The 22,072-nt window shown below is 57.9% G+C and carries 16 protein-coding genes; 9 read left to right on the plus strand and 7 right to left on the minus strand.

The window, feature by feature from the left end; all coding sequences use genetic code 11:
- Positions 1-73: 73 nt before the first annotated feature.
- The 5 genes from malE (at position 74) to ACWUI2_RS08255 (ending at position 7,312) form a co-directional block, all read left to right on the plus strand.
- Entirely contained in the window at positions 74-1,261 is a 1,188-nt protein-coding gene (gene malE, locus ACWUI2_RS08235) for a maltose/maltodextrin ABC transporter substrate-binding protein MalE (protein WP_486982375.1), read from the plus strand.
- A gap of 114 nt (positions 1,262-1,375) precedes the next feature.
- Positions 1,376-3,016 carry a maltose ABC transporter permease MalF gene (malF, locus tag ACWUI2_RS08240; RefSeq protein WP_486982376.1) on the plus strand — a complete coding sequence of 547 codons (1,641 nt, stop codon included), beginning with the start codon at positions 1,376-1,378 and terminating at the stop codon, positions 3,014-3,016.
- Positions 3,017-3,021: 5 nt separating this feature from the next.
- Positions 3,022-3,924, plus strand: a complete 903-nt coding sequence (gene malG / locus ACWUI2_RS08245; protein ID WP_486982377.1) for a maltose ABC transporter permease MalG — start codon at positions 3,022-3,024, stop codon at positions 3,922-3,924.
- A gap of 17 nt (positions 3,925-3,941) precedes the next feature.
- Positions 3,942-7,004, plus strand: coding sequence for a pullulanase-type alpha-1,6-glucosidase (pulA, locus tag ACWUI2_RS08250; RefSeq protein WP_486982378.1), 3,063 nt, complete (start codon positions 3,942-3,944; stop codon positions 7,002-7,004).
- Positions 7,005-7,111: 107 nt separating this feature from the next.
- Complete coding sequence (locus ACWUI2_RS08255) at positions 7,112-7,312, plus strand: hypothetical protein (RefSeq protein WP_486982379.1); 201 nt, start codon at positions 7,112-7,114, stop codon at positions 7,310-7,312.
- A 118-nt stretch (positions 7,313-7,430) separates the two neighbouring features.
- Here ACWUI2_RS08255 and ACWUI2_RS08260 read toward each other — a convergent pair whose 3' ends face one another.
- The 7 genes from ACWUI2_RS08260 to ACWUI2_RS08290 all read right to left on the minus strand — a co-directional run bounded on the left by ACWUI2_RS08260 (position 7,431) and on the right by ACWUI2_RS08290 (position 16,376).
- On the minus strand, positions 7,431-7,865 hold the full coding sequence (locus ACWUI2_RS08260; protein ID WP_486982380.1) for a type II toxin-antitoxin system VapC family toxin: 435 nt from the start codon (positions 7,863-7,865) through the stop codon (positions 7,431-7,433).
- Complete coding sequence (locus tag ACWUI2_RS08265) at positions 7,862-8,119, minus strand: antitoxin VapB family protein (protein ID WP_486982381.1); 258 nt, start codon at positions 8,117-8,119, stop codon at positions 7,862-7,864. The genes ACWUI2_RS08260 and ACWUI2_RS08265 overlap by 4 nt, the downstream gene beginning before the upstream one ends.
- 557 nt (positions 8,120-8,676) lie before the next feature.
- Positions 8,677-10,179 (minus strand): glycoside hydrolase family 31 protein, encoded by a 1,503-nt coding sequence (locus ACWUI2_RS08270; protein ID WP_486982382.1) that lies wholly within the window; start codon positions 10,177-10,179, stop codon positions 8,677-8,679.
- Between the two features lie 188 nt (positions 10,180-10,367).
- Complete coding sequence (locus ACWUI2_RS08275) at positions 10,368-11,354, minus strand: alcohol dehydrogenase catalytic domain-containing protein (protein ID WP_486982383.1); 987 nt, start codon at positions 11,352-11,354, stop codon at positions 10,368-10,370.
- 147 nt (positions 11,355-11,501) lie between these two features.
- On the minus strand, positions 11,502-12,527 hold the full coding sequence (locus ACWUI2_RS08280) for a zinc-dependent alcohol dehydrogenase (RefSeq protein WP_486982384.1): 1,026 nt from the start codon (positions 12,525-12,527) through the stop codon (positions 11,502-11,504).
- Between the two features lie 25 nt (positions 12,528-12,552).
- Positions 12,553-14,886, minus strand: coding sequence for an Lcl C-terminal domain-containing protein (locus tag ACWUI2_RS08285; RefSeq protein WP_486982385.1), 2,334 nt, complete (start codon positions 14,884-14,886; stop codon positions 12,553-12,555).
- Between the two features lie 581 nt (positions 14,887-15,467).
- The gene (locus ACWUI2_RS08290) at positions 15,468-16,376 is read right to left on the minus strand and encodes a helix-turn-helix domain-containing protein (RefSeq protein WP_486982386.1); all 909 of its coding nucleotides are present in this window, start codon (positions 16,374-16,376) and stop codon (positions 15,468-15,470) included.
- A gap of 283 nt (positions 16,377-16,659) precedes the next feature.
- Between ACWUI2_RS08290 and ACWUI2_RS08295 the strand changes: the two genes are divergently transcribed.
- From ACWUI2_RS08295 to ACWUI2_RS08310, 4 genes are all read left to right on the plus strand, one after another.
- Positions 16,660-17,904: a Gfo/Idh/MocA family protein gene (locus ACWUI2_RS08295; protein WP_486982387.1), complete on the plus strand. Its 1,245-nt coding sequence runs from the start codon at positions 16,660-16,662 to the stop codon at positions 17,902-17,904.
- A 416-nt stretch (positions 17,905-18,320) separates the two neighbouring features.
- Entirely contained in the window at positions 18,321-19,454 is a 1,134-nt protein-coding gene (locus tag ACWUI2_RS08300; RefSeq protein WP_486982388.1) for a hypothetical protein, read from the plus strand.
- A 75-nt stretch (positions 19,455-19,529) separates the two neighbouring features.
- Positions 19,530-20,183: a type II secretion system protein gene (locus tag ACWUI2_RS08305; protein WP_486982389.1), complete on the plus strand. Its 654-nt coding sequence runs from the start codon at positions 19,530-19,532 to the stop codon at positions 20,181-20,183.
- 12 nt (positions 20,184-20,195) lie between these two features.
- On the plus strand, positions 20,196-22,058 hold the full coding sequence (locus tag ACWUI2_RS08310; RefSeq protein ID WP_486982390.1) for a DUF4838 domain-containing protein: 1,863 nt from the start codon (positions 20,196-20,198) through the stop codon (positions 22,056-22,058).
- Positions 22,059-22,072: the final 14 nt, after the last annotated feature.

Below are 22,072 nucleotides of genomic sequence, written 5' to 3' on the forward strand. Positions count from 1 at the left end.
CGAGCGGTCCCCCCCTCTCAAGAGGGGAACGGTAATAAGATCCCCTCTAGAGAGGGGGGGACCATGCGCCAGCATGGTGGGGTGTGTTTCCGTCCTCCTCACCATCCTCTTCCTCCTCTCCGCCTCCCCCCTCCAGGCCTGGCGGAACGGCGAGTTGTTGGTCTGGATCAATAGCGACAAAGGATACAACGGCTTGCGCGAAGTGGCGGCGAGGTTCGAGGCGGACCTCGGCATCCGGGTGACGATCGAGACGCCGGAGGGTTTGACCGACAAATTCCAACAGGCCGCTCAAGCGGGGAAGGGCCCGGACATCGTGTTTTGGGCCCATGACCGTCTCGGGGAGTGGGCGGACGCCGGTTTGTTGCGTCCTCTCGAAATGCGGCCCGGTTACCGGGACCGTTTTTTCGAAAAAGGGTGGGAAGCGGTGGAGCATCAAGGACTCACCTGGGGTTACCCGGTCGCCTTCGAAGTGGTCGGGTTGATTTACAACCGGGCCTTGATTCAGAATCCGCCGAAGCAACTGAGCGACATACCGGTGGTCCATCGGGAGCTGCGCCGGGAGAACAACCGACGGCTGGCGATTCTGTGGGATTACAACAATCCTTATTTCACTTGGGGACTGCTCGCCAGCGGAGAGGCTTATATTTTCGGACGAACCGCGGGCGGAGGTTACGACGTCGACGATGTTGGGGTGGCGCATCCGGGGGCCATTTTGGCACTGGAAGAGATCGTCGGATTGATCGACGCCGGGGTGATGCCGCGGGGGGCCACCTATAGCGTGATGGAGCAACAGATGAACCGGGGGAATCTGGCGATGATGATCTCCGGTCCGTGGTCGTGGAGCAATCTTCGGCGGAGCGGGATCGATTTCGGAGTCGCTCCGGTGCCGGGAGTCGGAGGAAATCCTGGCCGACCATTCGTCGGCACCTTGGCCGCTTTCTTCAACCGGACCAGTCCCAACATGGACATCGCCCGGGAGTTTCTCGAACATTACGTTCTCACTCCGGAGGGCCTTCGTCAAATCGACCGCGACGTGCCGATCGGAGTGCCCGCTTACGTGCCGTTTTACGAGGAGTTGGCCGCGGTCAATCCGCTGGTGGCCGCGTCGATGGTGAACGTCGAGAACGGCCAACTCATGCCGAGCATCCCCCAGATGGGACGTTTCTGGAGCGCCACCCAATCCGCCCTGCAGATCGCCACCAACGGCCGGGCGCCTCCTGCCGTAGCGTTGGAAGAGGCCCGTCGGAATATGATGCCATGAATCCACGAATACACACGAATCCACACGAATGAAGAACTTATTGGAATCAGCTCTGGGTTTTATCATTCGTGTCCATTCGTGTTCATTCGTGGTTGAAAAACTTCGGTTCTTAAGATGAATTTGTTGAAAACCCAGCTCTCCGGCGACAGTCCGGAACTTCGCAGGCGGGGAACGCCGGGCTCCGGTGGCGGAGCGGGCGCGGCGGTGGCGATGGTATTGCGGGTGCTGGTTCCGGTGGTCACTTTGTTGCCCGCGCTTTACCTGAGTTTCCACCTCTATCAGGCCGGAAGGTCGTTGGTCGGATTTGGTCTGTTGGCGGTGGTTTGCCTCGGGCTTTACGTCTATTGCGCCGCGCGCAACTCCGCTTGGCGTTACCTTTTTCCGGGACTGCTCGGATTCGGGTTGTTCGTCATCTTCCCGCTGGTTTACACCGTGACGATTTCGTTCACCCGGTATGACTCGACCCACCTCCTCTCGTTCGAGCGGGTGCGGGCCGATTTGCAGGGGGAAACGTATCACACTTCTCCGGACGTTTATTCTTACCGCCTCTTCGAACAGGAGGATGGGCGGTTCCGGGCGAGGTTCGTCCACACCGGTCGGGAAGGAGAGCAATTCGTATCCGATTTCTTCGAACTGGAACCGGGATTTTTCCGAACGGCCGGACCGGTGATCGAGGTGGAACTGACCCCGCTCGATCCCGGCGACGCGGTGGAAGGCCGCCCGCTGGAGTTGGCCGAAGTTACCCGGGAAAGGCTTTTCCTGCCGTTGCGGACGGCTTCGTTTCTCCTTCCGGAAACCGGCGAACGGCTCGCGGTGATGGATCTCCGGCACTTTGCTCCGCAAGCGAGAATGTGGGAAGAGCGAACGGACGGCTCGATGGTGAGCCGCCTCGACGGCACGGTGATCCGGCCCGATTTCGAGCGGGGAATGTATGTCGACGCGGAAGGGGAGAAGGTCGGATTCGGTTTCCGCACGTGGACCGGGCTCGACAACTACAAGCGCATTTTCGGCGATCCCCGGGTGCGAGATCCGTTTATGCGAATCTTCGCCTGGACCGTGGCGTTCGCGGCGTTGTCGGTCGCCGGGACCTTTGCGATCGGGCTGCTGTTGGCGGTCTTGTTGCAATGGAAGGAACTCCGGGGACGCCACATCTACCGGACGTTGTTAATCCTGCCCTACGCGGTGCCGGCGGTACTCTCGATCCTGATCTTCCAAGGGCTCTTCAATCAGGAGTTCGGGGCGGTGAACGAATTCCTGCGCGGGATCTTCGGACTCGCTCCCGATTGGAACACCAATCCGACGATGGCCAAGGCGATGGTTTTGTTGGTCAACTTCTGGCTCGGGTATCCTTACATGATGCTGATCTGCACCGGCATGTTGCAATCGATCCCGTCGGACATCTACGAGGCGAGCGCGATCGACGGCAGCACCACCACCAAGGATCTGACCCTGATCACCCTGCCGATGATCCTCCCGCCGTTGCTGCCGTTGTTGATCGCCAGCTTCGCCTTCAACTTCAACAATTTCAATTTGATCTACCTCTTGACCGCCGGGGAACCGGCTATGATCGGCGGCGGCATCGCGGGTGAAACCGACATTCTGGTCACCTACACCTTCAATCTCGCCTTCCGCGATTCCGGGGCCAACTACGCCCTTGCCAGCGCCATCGCTTCAATCTTGTTCGTCATCGTCGGCACCCTTGCCTGGCTCAACTTGAAACTCTCCGCCAAACGGACCGCGGCCATCGCCCGTTGATCGTCATGAACGCCAAGACCTCACTCCAAGTCAAGAAGACCCTGGCCCACCTGTTTCTTCTTGGGTTCATCGCCATCGTTATCCTTCCGTTTTTGATGGTCGTCTCGGCGTCGCTCCGGCCGGGACATTTCGCGCCGAACCAACTGATCCCGGACCAGATCAGTCTGGAGCATTGGCGCTTCGTCCTCGGGCTCCCCTACGAGGAGATCGCGGATCCGGCGACGGGTGAAACCCGCGTGGTGCAGGCCGCCGTGCCACCCCTTCGCTGGCTGTGGAATTCGATCAAGGTTTCATTGATCGCCTCCTTCGGCATCCTGTTGCTCTCCGGGACCGCCGCCTATGCCTTCGCCCGAATGCGGTTCCGAGGAAAAGAGCCGATCTTGAAGGGATTGCTCATTCTGCAGATGTTTCCGTTGGTGTTGGCGCTGGTGGCGTTTTACGTGATCCTCGATTTCCTCGGCGACTGGGTGCCGGCGCTCGGGCTGAACACCCATCCCGGACTAATCCTGATTTATCTCGGTGGCATTTCGCTCTTCATCTGGATGATCAAAGGATATTTCGAAACCATCCCGGCCAGCATGGAGGAGTCGGCGAGCATCGACGGCGCTTCACCGTTCAAGACCTTTGTCCTGATTCTGCTCCCGATCAGCGCGCCGATCTTCGCGGTTGTATTCATTCTTTCATTCGTCGGCTACATGTCGGAATACCCGGTGGCCTCGGTGGTGTTGCAAACCAGCGAGCAATGGACCCTCGCGGTCGGGGCGCACAGTTTTCTTTACGAACAGGAAAAGCTCTGGGGCCGCTTCGCCGCTCTTGCCGTTTTGAGCGGCGTCCCGATCACCGCCCTCTTTCTCCTGAGCCAAAAGTTGATCGTCAGCGGGCTTTCCTCCGGAGGCGTGAAAGAATGAATACATCAAAAACTTTTATGATAACAGCCCTATTCACCTCCAAAGTCCTCATAGTCCTCACTTTCTTCGCGGTGGTCGCCCTGACCGCCTCGATCCTCCTCGCCAGTCCGGTCGTGGCGGGTCCGGCGGATGGGATGGCCCGTATCCATTACCAGAGGGCCGACCTGCAATACGACGGTTGGACGCTCCATGTCTGGGAAGACACGATTGAGGAAACCGTCTGGGACGCGGGTCTGCTTCCGGCGGGCAAGACCGCCTTCGGCGTTTACTGGGATGTCCGTCTCGCGGAGAAGGCCGAACGCCTCGGTTTCATCATCCACCGGGACGGATCCAAGGATCCCGGCCCCGATCTTTTCTTGCGCCTCGGCGAGGACGGACGCGAAGTTTGGATTCTATCCGGAAGCGCCGCGATCCACACCGTACAACCGGTCCGCGAAACGCGGCGGCCGACCGGCGACATCGACGTGGCGCGGGCGCATTGGGTCACCCGCGACCGGATCGTCTGGCCCGTTCGCCAAGTCCGGCCCGGCGCGGAGGTCCGGCTGCATTTCGACCGGGAAGGGAAGTTGCGCATCGTCTCGGATCGAGTCGAAGGAGGCGATTCGATTCTGTTGGAACATGACCGCGACGGCCTGCCCGCCGAAGTACTGCGGAAGTTTCCCCATCTCCGGGAATCGGCGGTTTTCCGGCTGAAACCGGAAGATCGCGACCGGGTAGGCGAGATCCTTAGTGCCCGGGTGGCGATCTCCCAACGGGCCGACGGCCGACTGGTCGACGCGACCGGTCTGCAGATTCCGGGGGTGCTCGACGATCTTTACTTTTATTCGGGCGAACTCGGACTGATTTGGGACGGGGAAGTGTCGACTCTGAAACTGTGGGCTCCCACCGCCCAGTCGGTTCGCTTGCATCGCTTTGAGGATTCCACCGGGGAAGCCGTCGAGGTTTTGGAGATGGAAGAACGGAACGGCGTATGGCAGATCCAAGGCCGACCGGAGTGGAAAAATGGATACTACCTCTATGAAGTAACGGTTTACGCGCCGTCGACCCAACGAGTCGAACGCAACCTGGTGACCGACCCGTATTCGATGAGCCTGGCGATGAATTCGACCCGTACCCAGATCGTCGATCTCAACGATCCCGAGCACAAACCGGACGGGTGGGACCGCTTCGAGAAACCGGACTTCGGACGTTTCTCCGATATCAGCGCCTACGAGATCCACATGCGCGACTTCAGTGTGCACGATGAGTCGGTCCGGCCAGAGTTTCGCGGAAAGTATCTTGCCTTCACCGAGATCGATACTCACGGGATCCGTCACCTGCGGGCCTTGGCAGAAGCGGGCCTGACCCATCTTCATTTGTTGCCGACCTTCGACATCGCCACCATCGAGGAAGACGAGTCGAAGCAGGAAAGCCCCTCTTTCGAGGAACTCGCCAAGTTTCCTCCGGATTCCGACGAGCAGCGCCGGATTCATTGGCGGTTGCGCGACCGCGACCCCTACAACTGGGGATACGATCCGTTTCATTTCAACGCCCCCGAAGGCTCGTATTCGACCGACCCCGACGGCGCGCTTCGAATCCGGGAATACCGGAAGATGGTGAAGGCGGTCAACGATCTCGGCCTCCGGTTCGTCAAAGACGTCGTTTACAACCATACCCACGCCGCGGGACAAAGCGATAAATCCGTCTTCGACCGAATCGTGCCCGGATATTATCACCGCTTGGACGAGCGGGGATTCGTCCACACCAGCACCTGTTGCCCCAACACCGCCACTGAGCACGCCATGATGGAAAAGTTCATGATCGATTCGCTGGTGTTCTGGGCGCGTGAATACAAAATCGATTCGTTCCGCTTCGACCTGATGGGTCACCACATGGTCGAAAACATGTTGAACGCCCGCGAAGCGCTCGACTCCTTGACGCTGGAGAACGACGGCATCGACGGCCGGAGCATCTATCTCTACGGGGAAGGGTGGAACTTCGGGGAAGTCGTCAACAACGAGCGCGGGAAGAACGCCTCCCAGTTCAACATGGCCGGAACCGCCATCGGCACCTTCAACGACCGGATGCGCGACGCGGTCCGGAGCAGCGGACCCTTCGACGAGCCCGCCGACATGATCCGCAATCAAGGCTTCATCAGCGGCCTCTATTTCGATCCCAATGAGAACAATCCCTTGAACGAGAACCCGCTCCGGGGTGAGGAAGCCCGCCAACGACTCCTCCACCTGACGGACCAGATCCGGGTCGGCCTGGCCGGAAATCTCCGCGATTTCCGTTTCGTCGACCGGACCGGCGCGACGGTTCGCGGCTATGATGTCGAATACGGCGGCGGCCCCGGCGGTTACGCGGTGACCCCGTTGGACACGATCAATTACGTGGAGAAACACGACAACCAGACGCTTTACGACATCCTGGTGCAAAAGATTCCGGTCGAGCGATCGATGGACGAGCGGGTCCGGGTGCAAAATCTCGGCACCAGTCTAGTCGCGCTCGCGCAAGGGATTCCGTTCTTCCATGCCGGCCAGGACATGCTTCGGTCGAAATCGATGGAACGCGATTCCTACAACTCCGGCGACTGGTTCAATCGGCTCGATTTTTCGTATCAACATAACAACTTCGGCGCCGGTCTGCCGCCCGATGTCCCGCCGGAGCAATTCCGCTATCTCCGTCCCTACCTGGCCAACCGGGACTTCGTTCCCGAGTCGAACCACATCCGTCGGGCGGCGGAGCATTTCCGGGAGATCTTGCAAGTCCGTTATTCGTCGTCTCTCTTCCGGCTGGAGACTACCGAGGAAATTCAAGAACGTCTCCGATTTCACAATACAGGCCCCGACCAAATCCCCGGCCTGATTGTGATGAGTCTGTCGGGCGGGGAAGGGGAGGAATCGATCCTGGTGTTGTTCAACGCCCTCCCCGAACCGGTTCGTTTCGAGGACCGTTCGTTCGCACGCAAAGGTTACCGACTTCATCCGGTCCTGGCCGAATCGACCGACCCGGTGGTTCGCACCTCCACCTTCGACTCCGGCGACGGCACGTTCACCGTTTCGCCTCGGACCACCGCGGTCTTCGTGGACCGCCGGTAACCGCATTGGCTCGCCTGTGGGGCGGATGGGAAGAACAGGCAGGAGTGCCTCGGAAACTGCGTCCGGCGAAAGCCGGATGCTACCCCGTAGCATCGAGTTTTCACTCGATGAAACAGAGCCCAAGCCGGAGCTTCGCGCTTCAGCCGAAGACCGTGTCGCTACTGACGGCGGCTGAAGCGCACCGCTCCTTTCATCCGGCGAAAGCCGGCATGCTACCCCGTAGCATCGAGTTTTCACTCGATGAAACAGAGCCCAAGCCGGAGCTTCGCGCTTCAGCCGAAGTCCGTGTCGCTACTGACGGCGGCTGAAGCGCGCCGCTCCTTTCATCCGGCGAAAGCCGGCATGCTACAAGAAAGGAGCCGTTCGCTTCACGACGTTCTGTCTGTGAAGTCCAGTGCGCTAAGAGTTTTCGTTTCTTCCGGTATTCTACCTCTTGGGGGCCTTGGATCGAGCTGCGGGAGGGTTGTCGTAAGTCAGGATTTCCAATCCAGGAATATCGCCGAAATCGATGCCGTTTCGAGTCAGCACGCGGGCTCCGTTGGCCCGGGCCGCGACCCACAGATCGTTATGCGAGCGTCCGCCCAAAGATTTTTTCCGACGAAGAAAGGACGTGATTCGGCCATAGTGTTCAGCCATATCCAGGGTGGCAGGTAGCACTCGACGCCCCCGCAATAATACCAGCGCTTCTTGGAACCGTTCCTCCGACACCATCGCGGCGCCGTCAAGAAATTCGCCGGCCACAACCACCGGGACGATCAGTGCCTCCCCGGCGTGGGCTAAAAGCACGCGATTTACGGCGGCCGCAGGGTCCCCGGCGGCCCGAAATTCATCAATCAGGACGGTGGTGTCGATGCAGATCACTCCGGAATCTCCACCGACCAATTGACTCGCTTCCTATTGGCCTTCACGACATTCTCCAGGATCTTCGCTTCGGCTTTGGATGGTTTATTCCCCCATATTTGGGCCGCCTGTTTCACCGCGTCGACGCAAGTCCCGTTGCCACTCCCGGATTCGATGAGACGATCAATTGCCTTCGTGAACGACTCCCTTTTCCGTTTCTGTCCCGCCAGCTTCCGGTAGACCCGGCTTTCCACCGCGATTGTCTTTGTGCTCATACATGTAGTGCCACATGCAACTTAATTTCAGTCAAGCTGTATGAAGTCAGTTTGTCCCGCGATGGAAAGCCCTGGGCGATCAGGCTCTCGCCATTCTGGCGATCGCCGAGGCGGAGATTCTTTATGGTCTGGAACGGAAGCAGTCGCCGCGTATATGGCAGGAATACCGCGAATATCTGGAGAACCGGTTGGTGATCCTGCCGACCGCGATCGCGCACGGATTGATTCTCGCGACTCTGCAATACCACTTCAACGCCCTTTCCGGGTTGCACGTCGAGGACTGGTCGTAGGGGGATGGATAACGTGACACAGACATTTCTGTCTGTGGGCCGGATCGGAAGAAGAGGCAGGAATGCCTGTCTCACGCCCCTGTGAACGGACATTGCTTAGCCATGTTCGCTTCGCTACGTCCTGTCTGTGAAGTCCAGCGAGCCCTTAAGGTTCTTCCTGCCGCTTCCGACCACAGGAAGGGGAATGTCGCTCGTTGATGGGGGGGCGGACAAGTTAGTTTCCTGGGCCGTCCAAACACATTGGCAGGCAATTCGCGTGGCCCTACGTCACGGAGCCTCGCGTCTGAACCAGATGAGACGTTCCAGGGGGGCGTTGATCGTTGCGACCTGAGGGCCGGCATATTCCACGTTTTGGTCGTCCCGCCATTGGCCGGGTGGAATCAGGACGGGTCGTTCGGTTTGTCCTTTGTTCAGGACTGGGGCAACGAGGATGGAGTCGCCCAAGAGGAACTGGTCGGTTACCGTCGCGTAGCCAAGGTTGGGGAACTGGTATTCAAGGGAGCGCATGATCGGTTCGCCGGTGGTGGCAGAGTCTTTTGCCAATTCGAGGATTTCTTCTCCAAGGCGCGCGTGAAGAGTCGCGGCCTCGCGGCAGAGCCTAGCATGCTTTTTGTCTAGAATGCGCCACGGTGCGACCGAGAATTGCATCATTGGGCAAAGAGCGGCGGCTTGGGCGTAGCGAATAACGAGTTCGGGATCCACGGAAAAGCCGTCGCCCAGAAAGGATTCGTATTGGCCGCCGCCGATCATGTCGGGGCAGACAAAGGAGTAGCCGAGCAACCCCTGGACGATCAGGTTCGGGAGAACGGAAGCGAGTCCGTCGCCGCCCCATTCGTGGTTGCGATCCGCTAAACGTTGAGCGAGCGGCAAATCCGCGCATTTCCAGGCGGCGCGAAATTCGTTGAGCGGGAACTTAACTCCGACTTGGTTGAAAGCGGCGCAATGTTGGTGGGCGTCGCGGGGGTAATAGGAATAGTCGCCTGCATCGAATTTGAATCCGTCGACTCCGTAGCTTTCCTGCAAGAATTGCAATTGACTTTCAAACCACGTCCGCCCGCTCGAACGGGTCAGATCGAGCACCGCGCTGAAGCCATTCCACCAGTGGGCGAGGTGTGGTTTGTGTTCGTCGGTTTCGATGAAAGCGCGCGCTTTATGCAGTTGGCGGAAGGTGGCACAGTCCGGGGAAACAAAAGGACAGATCCACAACATGATTTGGAACCCCATCTCGTGCAGTTGCTGGATCATGCCCCGAGGATCGCGGAAACGGCCTCGGTGAAAGTCCCACACCCCATAGTCTTCCTGCCAATTGTCGTCGATCATGAGGACGCCGGGCGGATAACCTTCGTCGAGCAGGCGTTGAGCATAATTGAGAATGGCATGCTCTTCCTGCTCATACATTAGCTCGATCCATGTATTGTATTGCGGAGCTTGAAACAATAAGGGTGAGGGGATGGAACGAGGCGCATGAAAAAAGCTACTTCGGGCGGCTAAAAACGCGCCGCGGAGAGATTCGTATCCCTCCCGCAGTTCGATGGGGGCTTCGCCTTCGCATCGGACTTCTCCCCGGTCGGCGCTCAGGGTGAATGGTCCATTGCTCCAAAGAAAGCGGCCCTTGTTCGAGACATAAAAGGGAGTGGCTTGGTTGGCGCCGTTGTCGCGCAGATCGGCGCGGAACGTGGACGTCGCGTCAAACGGCAATTGCAAACCGTCGCAAACGCGACCGCCCCACCAGGACTCATCGGCGGACAAACTAAAATAAAACGAGCTCATGAAATGGAATCGACGTTGAAGTAGACGGGACGAGTTCCAGCAACAGTTGGCCAAAGCCATCCGGCGCTTTGGATATGACGGAGCACTGTCGGCGAGCGGGTCTCCGGATCTGGGAGATCCAGGAGGCAATTGACAGAATTATTGACCGGCAAAATCATTGCTGTTCGCGGGGTGGCGATTGAGTCGGATCAGAATAAGACGGCGGTTTTGATCGTTCTTTTCTCGCGGATGGTTTGCCAGGCCGCGGTGGCCTCCTTCGGAGCAAAGGTGTGGGTGATCCAATGGCCGACTTTGCAGGAGCCGTCCGCGATCAAGTCACAAATCTCTTCGTGGGCCGTGTGTTCCGCGGGATCGATGCGTCGATAGGTGATGCTCGAATCAGTCTCACCGGGATAAATCGCGTAACTGAAAATTCCCCCGTCGGGTTGGAGGAAGCGACGGGAGGTCTCTTTGAGGACATCGGGACTTCCGGTGGTCTCGACGATTGCGTCGAACGTTTCGTCCCGGTCGTCGGAGAAGAGCAGAGCGCCGTCGGCGGGAGTTTCGGCGAGGGCGAAATCGAGGGCCTCTTGGCGCCTGGCTGCGATGGTGATCTTCCCGGCGCCATGAAGCTTCAGAAAACGGGCGAACAAAAGGCCGGCGATTCCCGCGCCGGTGATGAGAAACGATTTGTCGCGAATGTCGGGAATCTTGCGGGTCGCGGAGTAGATTTCCCGCAGGCAAGTGATCAGCCGCACCTCTTCGATCGGCAGATTCGCCGGAACTTTTTGCATGTAAAGGAAGAAGCCAGGCACTTGGTCGCGAGCGAGGAGGCCGTCGGCCACCATCGCGGCATGGTCGCGGATCTTGCCGTATTCGGCGAAGCCGCCCCAGCCGGAGCCGTAGTCGCCGAGGGTTTCGTCCGGATACAACGCATAAGGCCGGGTGACGAGATCACCCGGGGAAAAGTTCCGGACGGAAGAGCCGCATTCGACTACCCGGCCGATCGATTCATGGCCGAGGATCGTCGGGTAGGGGATGCCGAAGTTGAAGTTGTTATGGATAATGTGGGCGTCCGTGCTGTTGCAAAACAAGCAGGAGTCGATCCGCACCAGGCAATCGTAGGGACCGATCTTCGGTTCCGGGAGATCGGCCAGTTTGATGTCGCCGTTTCCATGAGTGATGATTCCTTTCATCGGTAAAATCAGTTAATAGCCACGAAGAAGCACAAGATTCGCAAAAGAAGATTCAGACGTGAACCTCAGCTGGATGCGCATTCGATTTTAATTCTCTTTTGTTTAGAGATTTGTGTCTTTTATGCTTCTTTGTGGCTATTCCTCCTTTCATCGTCCGGCGGTCCAGTCGATGACCATGCCCCCGATCGTGCGGTCTCCTTCGCAGATGCGGCGGAATGCTTCCGGAGCCTCGGTCCAAGGGACGCAGTCGGTGAGGTTCTCTCCGAGTTGGATGGTTCCGCGGGCGAACCCATCCAGAACGGCCCGGCCGGTTTCCGCGTCGCCCGCGCCGGAGGGGAAGAGGGCGGTCGCTTCCCAGTTATGAAGGTGGGCGAAATCGACGGTGATTTGACTCGGATACCACGAAAGGAAAACCAGGCGGCTGTGCATTCGCCGGATCAAAGAAGTGGTTTGGGAAATCAATTTGGGATTGGCCGTCGCCTCGACCAGGACCGTCGGCCACTGGCCATCGGTCAGGCGTTCCACTTCTTCCGCGAGATCGCACGAGAGCGGGTTGAGCACCGGGGCTTCGACATATTTGGCGGCGAGCCGGGCGCGCAGGGGATCGGGTTCGATAAGGATCAACCGGGCGCCGCGAGCGGCCGCCCATTGTCCGAAAAACTGACCGATCAATCCCTGGCCGGATATCAAGACCATGTCCTGCTCGGTGATCTCCGCCATCCGGACGGCGTTGAGGCCGACCCGAGGAAGAATCCACATCGCGGCTGAGCGGAGATCGCATCCGTCGGGAATCTTTTGCAAGCTCGCGGCTTCGCAGACGTGCCAGGCGGAGTGGGCACCCCAAACCGGCGTAACATCTCCTTGGATACGCGTGCCCCAGCTGGTGACTCGGTCGCCCGGTTGGAGATCGGTCACCCCGGAGCCGATCTTCGAGATGATTCCGGAGGACATGTAGCCGCTGACCAGTGGGAAGGTGCCGTTGTGGGTGCGGGTGCCGCTGATGACCGATGTTTCGGTTCCGACACTCACCCCCGAGCAGTGGATCTCCACCAAGGCGTCCAAGGGACCGGGAGCCGGAAGCTCGATTGATTCGAGGGTCGGGCGGTTGGCCGCCCGGAAGATCAGAGAGTCGCTCTGTAGTGAGGTTTTACTGACAAGTGTGTCCAGTTTCATGTTTAAAGATCTTTTCCGTGTACGATCATTCGATTATCCGGCATGGCCAGGTCCAGAACCGGTGGTTTTGGTGGTAGCTGTAAATGAAGCCTTCGTTGTCAAGGACGCCGGGAAGACGAGTAAAATCGATCAGGGAAAAGCGATGACTGGAAACCTCGTCGCCCAAACCAACAACCTGGCTGTAGTTGTGAACGGTTTCCGCCTGAGTGTTCGTCCAATACCAATGGGCTTCGATGTTCTCGAAGAATTTCGTCTCGGTATACATCGGGTGGAGTTGTTCGAGGGAGGGGAGTGCCCAGTCGGAGTAGCCGGCGTAGTCCAGATCGGCGCAGGCGGCTTGGGCATCCTTCCAGTTTGCCCGGCCGATGGGACCGAGGTCGTGGATCCACATCAATCCTGCTTTCCGGTCGGTCATGGTCACCGAGCCATCCTCGTAATAGTTGCGCACCCAGCGATCATTGATCACCAGCCACTCGGCGGCGTTGGAGTCGCCTCCTGGGGGAAGCTCGCTGGTCCGGGTTTCCTCGGTGTCAACTTGAGGCTCCCCGGCAGCTTCCGCGGGACGGCGAACGTCGGCTTCGGACCGGACGATATCGACGCCGTTGAAGGCGATGGAGTCGTTGTGACTATTCCAAGCGGAGGCGGCGTCCGCGACCGGCTCTTCGGCGAAAACGACGATGGGGCGGGGGCCAAACCCCTCTTGGATGAAGCTGATCCGCTTGCGATCCGGTAAGCCCTCCGGCGGAATTGTGGAAACCGAGCCGTCTTTCAGGACAATCGTCCAATCGATGATATCCGACATTTCGATACGTTCGAGGGCCGTCGTCAGATTGACATAGGAGGCGCGGTCGGCGATCCGGCGGTTGTCGATGGCGGGATCGCCATCTTCCGCTACCCGGATTCGGCCTTGGCGCTGGTTGGCGTAACGGACCGCTAGCGGGTGATAGGCCCAGCCTTGGCGGTCGGGGTCGGCGACGTTCACCGTGATTTGGTTGGAGGTCGCCACAAAGGTGCCGTCAGAGCGTCGGATTACTTCGAAATCGCCAAGGGGAATTTCGGCGTTGTCGCTGATGTTTCCTTCCCATATCCCATAGGAAATCGATAGAGCGGGACTCTCGGTAATGGTTACTTTGGCGCTGCTTCCCGCCCGCAGAAAGTGGCGAAGCCGGGGATTATGGTTGTAGGGGGCGGTCAGCGCGAGCCGACCGGCAACTAAGGCGTAGGGAATTTCATGAATAGCCTCGAGCCAGCTTCCGGTGTCGGAGATGCTGCTGAGGATGTGGAAACGGGCGATATCCCAATGTTCGGTGATCACGTTGTTCATCGTGATGTTCATCCCGTATTGAGTCAGTATGCCGACCCTCATCCTTGCGTATTCATCCGGCATGTTGCCCCCGCGTCCCCGGATGAAAGATTCTCCGGGAGCCTCGGTGGTGGAATCGATCTTGCGATCGGTTCGTCTGGCGTTGAAGTAACAGTTATCCAAATACATTCCATTTACTTCGTAGAGCCCCAGAAGTCCGTAGAAGTAGGTGTTCGAGACGCAGTCGCGCATCGAGACTCCCCAGGAGGCGTTGATCAGATAAGCGGCGTCGACTCCATTGACCGCGACTCCGCGTAGCATTGCCCCGGGGCTGGCCTGGATTCGAATCCCGCCGTAGGGAGGGCGACCCTGTTCGTTAATCTCTCCGAGGAGGAGCATGTCGCGAATTTGCACAGCGTCGGCGCGGGAGAATTCGCCCCGGTCGTAACCGCCGCCGCTGACCACCATCCTGTGGGGGAGTTGTTCTTCGTCGTAATCGCCGCCCCGTCCCCAGACCCGTGTCGAAATCATCCATTTGTCGGGATCTGGAAAGTCGCCGATGATCACGGTTCCATGGTCTTCGGGGGCGAGGGAACGCCTCAGGAACCCAGCGCCGCTGCCGACGCCGGTGAGAGTGGTCTGAGCGCCGATCCAAAGGGTGTCGGTGATCCGGTAGTGTCCCTTGGGGAAATGGATGGTTCCTCCCAGCTTCCGTCGTTCGCCAAACGGAATGCCGGGCGCTTCCGTGAGGGAGACGCTGTCGATGGCGGCCTGGATTGCCCGGGTGTCATCGGCGACCCCATCGCCGACGGCGCCGAAATAGGTGACCTTAATGTCGTCGGCGACCCGGATCCATCGGCCTTCTTCGGTCTCGGAAACGGCGATCACGGTTCCGCCGTTGTGGGGAGCGGTGGAGTCCGCCTCCCAGACGAAGAATCCGCCCCCGGTGTCGCCGCTCCGGTGATATCCGAGAAGGTGAATCACCTGCCCGCTTTCGCCCGCGCGGGAAGTGAGGTCGCGCATGGTTTCCACGGAAGCGGGGGGCGAGGTGTTCATGTGCGTGTCATTGGCTTGTTCTCCGGACAATGGCAAGTGACTCAAGATAATGAATACAAAGGCCAAAGTGGCGGTTCTGACGGAAGGGAGCGGAAGTGTGGACATGGATTGATGGGACCGGCGCAGATGGGTCGCCGGAGCGTTTTCGGATTCCTAGGTTTGATATCCGTGCAATATTGAACCGACGGTGGCCGTCGTCAATATGACCTCTGTGTCACGAGTTGCAGAAAAGTGATCAAAAGGGGGACTGCGGAGAAATTGGGGTAACCACTAATGGACACGAATGAACACGAATCCAGAGGATGAGGAAGGGGACCACGGAAGACACGGAATACACAGAAGTCGGAGGGGATTGCTCGGATTTAGGCAGGAGCCTAAACCCGGGCGAAGAAGTTAAAATGAATCTGGCGTGCCACTGGGAGGGATGGCATCCTGCCGTCCGCCGTCAGCGTCGGTCTCAGAAGAAGGTCACCTGGAAGCCACCCCTCCGATTTTGCACTGCAACCGGCAGTGAAGTTTCATCGGAGAGATTCTCTTTTCCGTGTCTTCCGTGTTTTCCGTGGTTAAAAATGCTTTTTCTTTCAGCGGTATCGCGTCCGGTAGGCGCGGGGGCTTTCTTTGGATTCGCGGGCGAAGATGCGGGTGAAGTAGGCGGGGCTTTCGTAACCGGCGCGGTAGGCAACCTCCTGGACGGGAAGGTCGGTGTCACGGAGGAGGGTTTTGGCCCGTTCGATCCGGACGTTTTGCATGTAGGCGAGGGGAGTTGTGCCGTATTTCCGTTTGAACAGGCGGCAGATGTGTTCGTAGGAGAAGCCGAATTCGGGGAGGTTTTGCCGGAGGAGGGGACATTTCCCCATCGGCAGATAAGCGAGTTTGCGCAGGTGCTCGCGGATGTTGTTGGCGAGCTGATCCTCGGCGATTCGCTCGCCGCCGTCATCGTCGGACTCATCGAGGAGTTCGAGAAAAAGTTCGAGTAAGAGCGGACGGCAAAGCAAGCGGTTGTGGTCGCCTCCTTTTTCCCAGCGCATTTCGAGGCGTTCGTGGAGATCAAACACCCGATTTTTCCTGCCGATTTTCCCGTGTCGCACCTCCTGGCTGATCCAACCGGGAGGGAGATGGCAACGGGCGTATTGTTCGGGGGTGAGGTCCTGGGTCATGATTGGCAAGGATTCCGTGGAATTTTGCTCGATCCAGTCGAAGTGGATCCAATGCCGGTAACCGCCCCGTGGGGAGGTCATGTTGGACGAATGTGGCGTGGCCGGCGGAATGATGATGTAGGAATCCGGGGGGCAGGCGAATACCTTATCGCCAATCTCCAGTTCGCCGCTCCCTTCGCGGAAAAGGACCAACTGGTGATCGTAAATGCTTCGCCATGGTTCGAGCCAATCGCCCGGACAATAGGAGCTGCCGACGATGCGGGGTTGGGGGTTGATCCGTCGGAGCCACCAGGAGGCATCGCTGGCGGATGGCGGTATCGGATCAATGGTCATAGCATTTTTGTGTGTCTTAGAAACGATTGTTTGCGATCCCGATCGTGAAACTTGATGTTGTTTTGCACAAGAAGTCAAGTTTGGGGTTCCGGCCCTTTGTGATCCGCCTGGATCGGCAGCAGGATGCGGTGGTTGAAGCAAAATTTTTCCGTGCGAAACTACCGGGACCTCATTGGCGAAGCATTATCCTCCAATTCTTGTCACAAAGCTCCCATTGACGGGGAGCAGAGTTTCCGGATTCCATGTGGCGCTTTATTTTACGAAAAATCCCACATACGTATTTATGCAGACCAAGAAACGAATCGCAATCATTGGGGCGGGCAACCGCGGGCAACGTTTTGCCAACATTATCAAAAACAGCAGCTTAGGCGAAGTGGTGGCGGTCGCGGAACCGCGCGAGGACCGTCGCGGAGCGTTCTGCGATGAGTTCAACATTGCGCCGGACCAGGCGTTCGACGATTGGCGATCGTTTGTCGAGGGAGAACGTCGATGCGATGCGGTGGTAATTTCGACCATGGATCAGGAGCATGTTGGGCCTGCCATCGCCTGCCTGGAGCAGGGTTACGATATTTTGTTGGAAAAGCCGATGGCCGTCACCCTGGATGATTGTCGGGCCATCGAGGCGGCGCAACGCCGGTCGGGGGCAATCGTTCAGGTCTGTCATTCGTTGCGTTACCACCGGGCCTTTCGGAAGGTGAAGGAACTGATCGACGGCGGTGCGATCGGACGGTTGATCTCGCTCGACCTATTGGAGCAGGTGAAGCCCTGGCACCATGCCCACAGTTATGTCCGGGGAAATTGGGGAAATACCGGGCGTTCCTCCTTCATGTTGTTGGCCAAGAGCTGTCACGACATCGATTACCTGGCTTATCTGACCGGAAAGTCGTGTCTGCATGTCTCCTCGTTCGGTTCGTTGACCTGGTTTCGTTCGGAAAATGCCCCCGCCGGAGCGCCCAAGCGGTGCACCGACGGTTGTCCCGTGGAGTTCGAATGTCCATATTCGGCGTTCAAGGCTTACCCGGGCGATGACACGCTCGACACCAGTCCGCTCGGTCGTTGTGTGTATCATTGTGACAATGACGCGGTTGATCACCAAGTGGTTTGCATGGAGTTTGAGGATGCCATAACCGCGACTTTTACCATGACCGCTTTTGGACGAAGCGGAGGCCGCCGCCTGCGCGCCCATGGAACGTTGGGCGATCTTTCTTTGCACGGAAACCAGGACAAGATCCAAATCCGGATGTTTCCTGACCGGGCGAACAAGGCCGAACAGGAGAACGGCGATGTGATCAACATTGACCTGGCGAAGGAAAGCGGGGGCCACGGCGGAGGGGATGCGCGGGTGACTCTCGCCTGGTTGCGTTCTCTTCATACCCGGGATGAGTCGGGCATTGTCGCCAATGCCCAGGAATCGCTTCGCTCGCACGCGATTGTGTTCGCGGCGGAGAAGGCCCGATTGGAGAAACGGGTGGTGGCGGTTTCCGAGGTCGAAGCCGAAGAGATGGCCGCTTTCGCCGAAACCCATTGAGAACAGCGGACGGGACTGTTTCGGCCATCGAAGCACGAAACGTAAACCGTCGGCAACGTTCCACGGAATGAGTGCGCTGGGACAAACGATTAGCGAATCGTCCGCCCGCCCGATCGAGAGGGTTTCAGTCACTTTTCTCTAATAGTTGGCACAAAGGTCCCATTGACCGGAGAGGCGGATTTCCGGTTTATTTGGCACCAGAAGAGCGAGTCTTAGTCTGAAAAGAACGACGAACTCAGTTTCTCCAACCCAAAAACAGAAAACCTATGAAAATAAGCACACTCTCCAATTTCAGGCCTGCCATCCTGGCTGGTCTTGGCTGTTTCGCCCTATTTGGTGCCGCTTCCGCAAATGTCGACTTTGGTCCACGAACACAAATTGTCCACGATACGACATCGGGCATTCAAAGTGCTTCCATGGCGGTCAGTCCAACCGGCGCTGTCGGGTTCGCCTTCGGAACGCAGTTCCGGGCAAGGTTTCGGGAATTGAATGACGGCGTTCTCGGCGCCACGACGACCATTGGCACTTCGGAAAGTTACGCACCGGCTTTGGTCTATGATGCGGGCGGCCAAGCGCACATGGTGTATCGCGGTGCGACGACCGGAAGCAGCTACAACTCTACGCCAGTGAACAATATGGGGTATCGTTACCAGCTGGATGGGGTATGGCAGGCGGAACAACAGATTGGATCGTTTTCGGTTAGTCGGACTCCAGATCTCCAGTTCGATTCCAGTGGGAATCTTCATGTCGCCTGGAGTTCCCATTCCACCAATGGCGGTTTTCGCTACAACATGAGGAATACCGCGGGAGTCTGGGGTACCGCCATGGATGTCAGCACGGATGGCGGTCGCACCCGGGGTGGCCCGAGGTTGCATGCCACAAGCGCATCCGACGTACGGATCTTCTCCCAGTCGAGCCACACCTCGGCGGTTTCGGCAGGTTTCACCGGTTTGAATTCTCGAATCCGTACTCCCGAAGGATGGGCTTCAGACCACCTCCCGGACAGCTCCTATTCCGGGAATGGGTCGAATAACTCTTTCTTTTCAAACGTAACCTCCGTGGGCGAGCGAAATGGACTCGTTGACGTTGTGGCTATTCAACAGTTCAACGTCGATTCGGTGTTGGGCAGGGTCGTTCTTCGCTCCGACATTCTGAACGCCGACCCCCGTATGCCGACCGTGCTTTATGGCAACAACGACGCCGCTGAGGTTAGCATGTCGATTGACAGTTTCGGGATGCGGTATGTCTTCTTCACCGCGCCATCCGAAGCAAATCCATCCAACAACGCGGTTTGGTTGCAGCGGGTGGATACCCATGGAGCGTTGGTGGGTGGAAATACCGCGCTCACCGATGGAACGGAGTTCATCTCGAGAATCGGTAGCGCTTACGACCCGAATTCGAACAGCCTCCATCTTATGTATGTCGCCAATGGCAACACCCTCTATCACACGACGACGGTGATTCCGGAGGCCTCGACGTTGGCTTACTTGACCGTATTCGGGATTTCGGGGCTTCTCCTCCATCGGAGAATGCGTCAGAAGAAAAAATGATGTTTGCGCGCGAGTCGTCCGGCGAGGGCCGGTTCGCGCCTGCGTTGGTCAATAAAGTGGGAAGTAAAGGATCGAATGAAAGCACAAAAAAAATCAAAAAGTCGCGGATTCACACTGATCGAACTGCTGGCGGTCATTGCCATCATCGGCATCCTGTCGGCAATCTTGATTCCAGTCGTGAAATCGGTTCGAGCCAAAGCGCACAAAACGACAGCCGCTTCGAATATCCGGCAGCAGCTGACCATCTGGTCGCTTTACAGCGCCGAGAATGACGACAAATTGATGCCCGGGGTGAACAGGGGCCCGGACACTTACCTGGAATGGTGGTGGGTGGCCATCATGCAACGCTACGATGACTCCATCAATCAGGGACAAAGGCGTTACGGGGTGTTAGTCTCACCCGTTCGGGGACCTTTGGATGGAAACCATAGCTGGCTTGGAATTAACCAGCGAATTTGTTCGACGCCGACGCGGACTTATCGGTTCTCTGAAATTCAGAATCCTGCAAGGACCGTGGTTTTCGCGGATTCGATTGTCGATATTTACCATGACAATTGGTCCGGAGCGAATTACACGACCTACCGATACGACGACAATACCACGTCCCTTTTCGGTTTCGCCGATGGGCATGTGGAGTCGGCCGTCACCCGCCATCTGAGCATGCCGGAAGGCATGTTTGGCAGCGCGTTCAGGCCGACTCAATTTAGTTATACTGTGAGCGGTGAATAGCCGGTGAGATTCATGAGGCCTCTCGTACGATCTGCACTGGGATTTCTGCTCCTGCTGGCATTTGTTATTCCCGTTTTCGGCGAATCAAGCTCATTGGTTTTGGCCAACGACGGAAAAAGCGAATATGTCATTTTATTGGGTGAAGATGCGACGGTGGCTGAGAGAAATGCCGCCAGTGAGTTAAGGAAATACCTGGCGATGGCGACGGGGGTGGAGTTGCCGATTCAGACGCTGAGAGAGGAAACGGATTCAGGAAATCGGGTCTACGTCGGAGCCTCGGCGGCGAGGACCCGGATCGAAGGCTTCGATGCGTTGGATCTCGAACCGGACGAGATTTTTATTCGAATCACGGGAGGGAATCTCATTCTCGCTGGAGGAGAACCCCGGGGAACATTGTATGCGGTTTATACTTTTCTGGGGGAAGTTGTCGGGTGCCGCTGGTATGCCAACGACGCTGAAGCGGTGGTTCCGTTGACTCCTACGTTGGCGATTGGAAATCTGGACATCCGGTATGCGCCGCCGTTCGCCATGCGTCATATCTACACGAACGTGTTGGATCCGCGGAGCGCTGAAAAAAGTTTCTTGGTGAAGATGCGGCAGACTCATCCGAACCTGTCGGTCGAATGGGGCGGTGGTTTCGGGATGGGAGGGAGCCACACGTTGATGAGTTGGATTCTGCCCCCCGACGAGTTTTTTGAAACAAATCCGGAATGGTATTCGTTTGATGGTGACAAACGGGTGGCCCGAAATCTTTGCATGACGAATGAAGAGGCCTGGGAGGTTGCGGCGGAGCGCGTCCTGGAGCGGGTTGGTAAGCAATATGAGAGTTGGACGCGGCCCGAGGATAAAGTGGTGAGCGTCAGTAACCCTGATACCGGGGCGTTTTGCCGCTGCGATGTCTGCGCGGCCTCTCGGGAACGGGAAGGGTCGGATTCGGGCGCATTGATCGAGATGGTCAATCACATCGCGGCGAAGGTGGCTGAAGAATATCCCGACGTCCGGATCTCGACTTTGGCTTACTGGAATACCGCCCAACCTCCGGCCCATGCCCGTCCGCGGGAGAACGTTTTGGTGATCTTTGGCATCGTCAACGAGAATAACCATCCGGCCCATTTGCGGAACCGCGTGGTCGCGCGGAATTTCCGGGTTCCGTTTCAGCAAAACCGGGTCTTCCGGGAGTATCTCGAAAAGTGGGTGGCGATCTCGCCGGAGGTCTATGTCTGGGACTACACAACGAACTTCAGCAACATGATCCAGCCGCACCCGACCTACTTCGCCCATCCCGAAAGCCTGCGATTTTACCGGGACATCGGAGTAGGGGGCGTTTTTACCCAGGCGGGTTGGAGCAACGCGGGAGACTTTACCCGGCTGCAGGCCTGGGTGAATTCCCGAACCCTGTGGAATCCGGACCTGGATACCCGGGAACTGATGACGGAGTTTCTGGAAGCTTATTATGGTGCGGCGGCGCCGTATTTGATGGAGTATTTGGAATTGATGGCCGGGGTGGACCGTAGGTTGCGCTCGTATGAAGCCCACACCAAGGTTTGGTTGACGCTCGAGATTTTGAATACTGCCACCGAACTCTTTGGGAAGGCCTTGGCTGCGGTCCGGGGAAACGAAGAGCTCGAGTTCCGGGTGCGGCGGGAGCGCTTGAGTCTGGATATCGTTTGGGTGCAGCAATACGAAGATCTGAAAAATGAGGCGAGGGAGAAGAATCTTCCCTTTCGGGGGCCTGCCGACCGACGCAAGGCATTTGAATGGTTGGCCCGCGATGAATTCAAGGCCGGAATCTACCGGGAGTGGGGCGTTTTTTCCGAATATCTAAACGAACTGAACAAGCAGCTGGAACGAGAATCAGAAGGAAGTGGTCCCTGAAGCCGCTCCGCCGA

It is taken from the genome of Verruconatronum alginivorum (genome assembly GCF_056590205.1).

Excerpts from the sequence above, each read along its gene's own strand:
- ACWUI2_RS08310 (WP_486982390.1), top strand. The coding sequence starts at position 20,196 with ATGAGGCCTCTCGTACGATCTGCACTGGGATTTCTGCTCCTGCTGGCA.
- malE (WP_486982375.1), top strand. The coding sequence starts at position 74 with ATGGTGGGGTGTGTTTCCGTCCTCCTCACCATCCTCTTCCTCCTCTCC.
- ACWUI2_RS08275 (WP_486982383.1), bottom strand. The coding sequence starts at position 11,354 with ATGAAAGGAATCATCACTCATGGAAACGGCGACATCAAACTGGCCGAT.
- ACWUI2_RS08305 (WP_486982389.1), top strand. The coding sequence starts at position 19,530 with ATGAAAGCACAAAAAAAATCAAAAAGTCGCGGATTCACACTGATCGAA.
- ACWUI2_RS08285 (WP_486982385.1), bottom strand. The coding sequence starts at position 14,886 with ATGAACACCTCGCCCCCCGCTTCCGTGGAAACCATGCGCGACCTCACT.
- ACWUI2_RS08295 (WP_486982387.1), top strand. The coding sequence starts at position 16,660 with ATGCAGACCAAGAAACGAATCGCAATCATTGGGGCGGGCAACCGCGGG.
- ACWUI2_RS08255 (WP_486982379.1), top strand. The coding sequence starts at position 7,112 with ATGAAACAGAGCCCAAGCCGGAGCTTCGCGCTTCAGCCGAAGACCGTG.
- malF (WP_486982376.1), top strand. The coding sequence starts at position 1,376 with ATGAATTTGTTGAAAACCCAGCTCTCCGGCGACAGTCCGGAACTTCGC.
- ACWUI2_RS08280 (WP_486982384.1), bottom strand. The coding sequence starts at position 12,527 with ATGAAACTGGACACACTTGTCAGTAAAACCTCACTACAGAGCGACTCT.
- pulA (WP_486982378.1), top strand. The coding sequence starts at position 3,942 with ATGATAACAGCCCTATTCACCTCCAAAGTCCTCATAGTCCTCACTTTC.
- ACWUI2_RS08270 (WP_486982382.1), bottom strand. The coding sequence starts at position 10,179 with ATGAGCTCGTTTTATTTTAGTTTGTCCGCCGATGAGTCCTGGTGGGGC.
- ACWUI2_RS08290 (WP_486982386.1), bottom strand. The coding sequence starts at position 16,376 with ATGACCATTGATCCGATACCGCCATCCGCCAGCGATGCCTCCTGGTGG.
- malG (WP_486982377.1), top strand. The coding sequence starts at position 3,022 with ATGAACGCCAAGACCTCACTCCAAGTCAAGAAGACCCTGGCCCACCTG.
- ACWUI2_RS08265 (WP_486982381.1), bottom strand. The coding sequence starts at position 8,119 with ATGAGCACAAAGACAATCGCGGTGGAAAGCCGGGTCTACCGGAAGCTG.
- ACWUI2_RS08300 (WP_486982388.1), top strand. The coding sequence starts at position 18,321 with ATGGCGGTCAGTCCAACCGGCGCTGTCGGGTTCGCCTTCGGAACGCAG.